Annotated in this window: 3 protein-coding genes; all 3 read right to left on the reverse strand. The window is 66.1% G+C overall.

What is annotated here, in order from left to right; translation table 11 throughout:
• A partial coding sequence (locus VMS96_02320) for a cobalamin-dependent protein (GenBank protein HVP42235.1) occupies nucleotides 1-1,575 on the reverse strand: 1,575 nt, incomplete at its 3' end.
• A 114-nt stretch (nucleotides 1,576-1,689) separates the two neighbouring features.
• Complete coding sequence (locus tag VMS96_02325; GenBank protein HVP42236.1) at nucleotides 1,690-2,097, reverse strand: hypothetical protein; 408 nt, start codon at nucleotides 2,095-2,097, stop codon at nucleotides 1,690-1,692.
• Nucleotides 2,098-2,320: 223 nt separating this feature from the next.
• Complete coding sequence (locus VMS96_02330) at nucleotides 2,321-2,698, reverse strand: hypothetical protein (GenBank protein HVP42237.1); 378 nt, start codon at nucleotides 2,696-2,698, stop codon at nucleotides 2,321-2,323.
• Nucleotides 2,699-2,775 lie beyond the last annotated feature (77 nt).

Below are 2,775 nucleotides of genomic sequence, written 5' to 3' on the forward strand. Positions count from 1 at the left end.
ATACTCCTTCCGGAGTTCTGGCCAGGTGGCCAGCAGCTCCCGGGAGTCGCCTGAGAGGGCGTGAGCGAGGCGACGGATCTCGGCGTCCAGGTCGGCGAGCGGCGGGTCTGCAGGGAGCTCCCCACCTGTGATCTGCTCGAACAGCTTCCAGAGATCGGCGTCGTCACCGCCGGCGTTGCGGGCCGACAAGATCGCGCGCGCACCGGTGAGCTGGTAGAGCTTGCGGGCCACCGTCGCCTGCTCCTGCGCCCGCTCCCGCGCACCGCTGCACGTCTTCGCGATCTCGTGAAGGTAGCCCACGCGCTCGGCCGGGATCAGCGGGTGGCGCTCCGGTGCGCCCGCGGGGTGTGCGTGGCTGGAGGCTGGCTCCCACCCGTTGCAGCAGTGCTCCCGCAACCTTCCCACCAGTGCGAGGAAGAGCGCGTTGACGCCCTTGTCGTGGAACTGGTGGGCGCAGGTTGGGAAGACAGGGAGCGCCTCGTCGGCGGTCGAGAAGTCGTTGCGGCAGCGGCGCAACTGCTTGCGCACGTCGCGAAGGGCGTCCAGCGCCCCCGGGCGGTCGAACTTGTTGATCGCGACCAGGTCGGCGAAGTCCAGCATGTCGATCTTCTCGAGCTGCATCGCCGCGCCGTACTCGGGAGTCATCACGTACAGGGAGACATTGGCGAGGTCGGCGATCTCGCTGTCCGCCTGGCCCGCGCCGGCCGACTCCACGATCACCAGGTCGAAGCCGGCGGCGGCGCACACGTCAACTGCGGCCTTCATGTGCGCGGAGAGGGTCCGATGCGCCTGGCGGGTTGCGAGGGAACGCATGTAGACGCGATCCGGGCCGAGCGAGTTCATGCGGATGCGATCGCCTAGGAGGGCCCCGCCGGTCCGCCGCTTGGTCGGATCCACGGCAAGCACCGCAATGGCCAGATCCGGGAAATCGGCGAGGAAGCGCCGCACCAGTTCGTCGGTGAGTGAAGACTTGCCGGACCCGCCGGTCCCGGTGATGCCGACGATCGGCGGCTTGGAGTCTGAAGCCCCAGGTTTCTCAAAAGAGGCGAGCTGGCCGGCTTCCGCCTTGCTGATCAGGCGGGCCACGGCGTTCCAGTGCGACGGCGACAGCTCGAGCGGCTGGCTCCCCGGCAGTGCGGACGGATCGAAGTCGCACGCCTGCATCATCACTTCGATCATTCCGTCGAGCCCCAGTGCGCGCCCGTCGTCAGGGGAGAAGATCCTCGCCACCCCGTGTTCGTGGAGCGCCTTGATCTCCTCGGGCACAATCACCCCGCCGCCCCCGCCGAACACCTTGATGTGCCCCGCGCCGCCCTTGCGCAGGAGGTCAATCATGTAGGTGAAGAACTCCATGTGGCCGCCCTGGTAGGAAGAAACGGCGATCCCCTGGGCGTCCTCCTGGATTGCGGCGTCCACGATCTCCTTGACCGACCGGTTGTGCCCGAGGTGAATCACCTCGGCGCCGTGGGCCTGCAGGAGACGCCGGATGATGTTGATGGCCGCGTCGTGCCCGTCAAACAGCGCGGCCGCCGTCACGAAGCGGATCTTGTGCTGCGGCGTGTACTTGGCCCCCATGCCCCCACCTTTCCCGCATTCTACCGCTTCTGCGGGCAGGGGGCGCACCGTTCGCTCCCTGTCTCCTGGGAGAAAGGGGAAGCCGGACGAGGCCGGGCAGCCGTACGTGAGAGGCTACGTCGTCGCGGCCGGCGTGATGATCAGGCCCGCGAGCAAGCCCGCAACCGTGAACTCGACCCAACTGCCCAGGAACCAGACCAGGGCCATGATGTACGGGATCGGCATGGCCGAGTAGCTGCCGTAGCCCATCATGATCCCGCTGGCGAAGCCCCACACGAGGCCGTACTTCACCCCGGTGGCCAGGCTCTTCGGGTTCACGAACCACGCGTACACGGCGGCGAAGGCGAGAGCACCGATCAGCGCGACCACGGCCATCAGGCCCATCTTCATCTCACCCTGCGGCCGGAACAGGTTCGGCACGGTGGCGTAGGTGGCCCCGAGGACCACCCCGTGAATGAGGAAGTCGAGGACCTCCCATGCCACAAAGATCGCAAGGCCGCCAAGCAGGATCTTCTTGACCATTCTTTCCTCCTCTTTACCCGGTGCAACCAGGTGTCCTGTTGTGGTGCGCCGATCTTACCATGGGATGAGCAAACAGCAGCGCCAAACGAGGGGGAGGCGATAGCCCGATCGGCTCCTGTGCCGTAGAGGAGGCGACGGCAAACACGGGCCGGAAGAACGCTCCGAAGAACCCGCGCCCCGCCACGGGGCGGGGCGCTCAGATGTCGTCAGGTGAGTAAGAGAACTACATCTTCTGGTGGAACGACTTGATCTGCTCGGGCGTGAACTTGTTGAGCTTGATTGCCTTCGCCTGCGCGCGTTCGCTGGCCGGGATCATGGCCAAGGCGGCCTGCTCGCTGGCCGCGTGGACGACGACGTACCCGGTGTGGTCGCCAGCCATGCAGCCCCAGTCGGTCTTTGCCAGCAGCTCAGACGACGCCGCCTCCATGTCATCCAGGGCCTTCAGGCATTGGTCGGGTGTGTGCGGCATGATGAGGAGGTAGCGATCTCCCTTCGTTTGCTGCTGACTTCCGGCAAGGGCGGTGGCCGGATGCAGCGCGATGCCCAGGGTCAGGACTGCCACTGCGATGATCGTCACGACAACAAAGCTGCGCTTCGACATGTCTTTCTCCTTTCGCGAGGTTCTCAACCGAATTCGGAGTTCGTGTTTTTCTCGATGTCGTAGGGGAGCGGGGGCGG

The organism is Terriglobales bacterium, from assembly GCA_035543055.1.
GTDB lineage: Bacteria > Acidobacteriota > Terriglobia > Terriglobales > Acidobacteriaceae > JAIQFD01.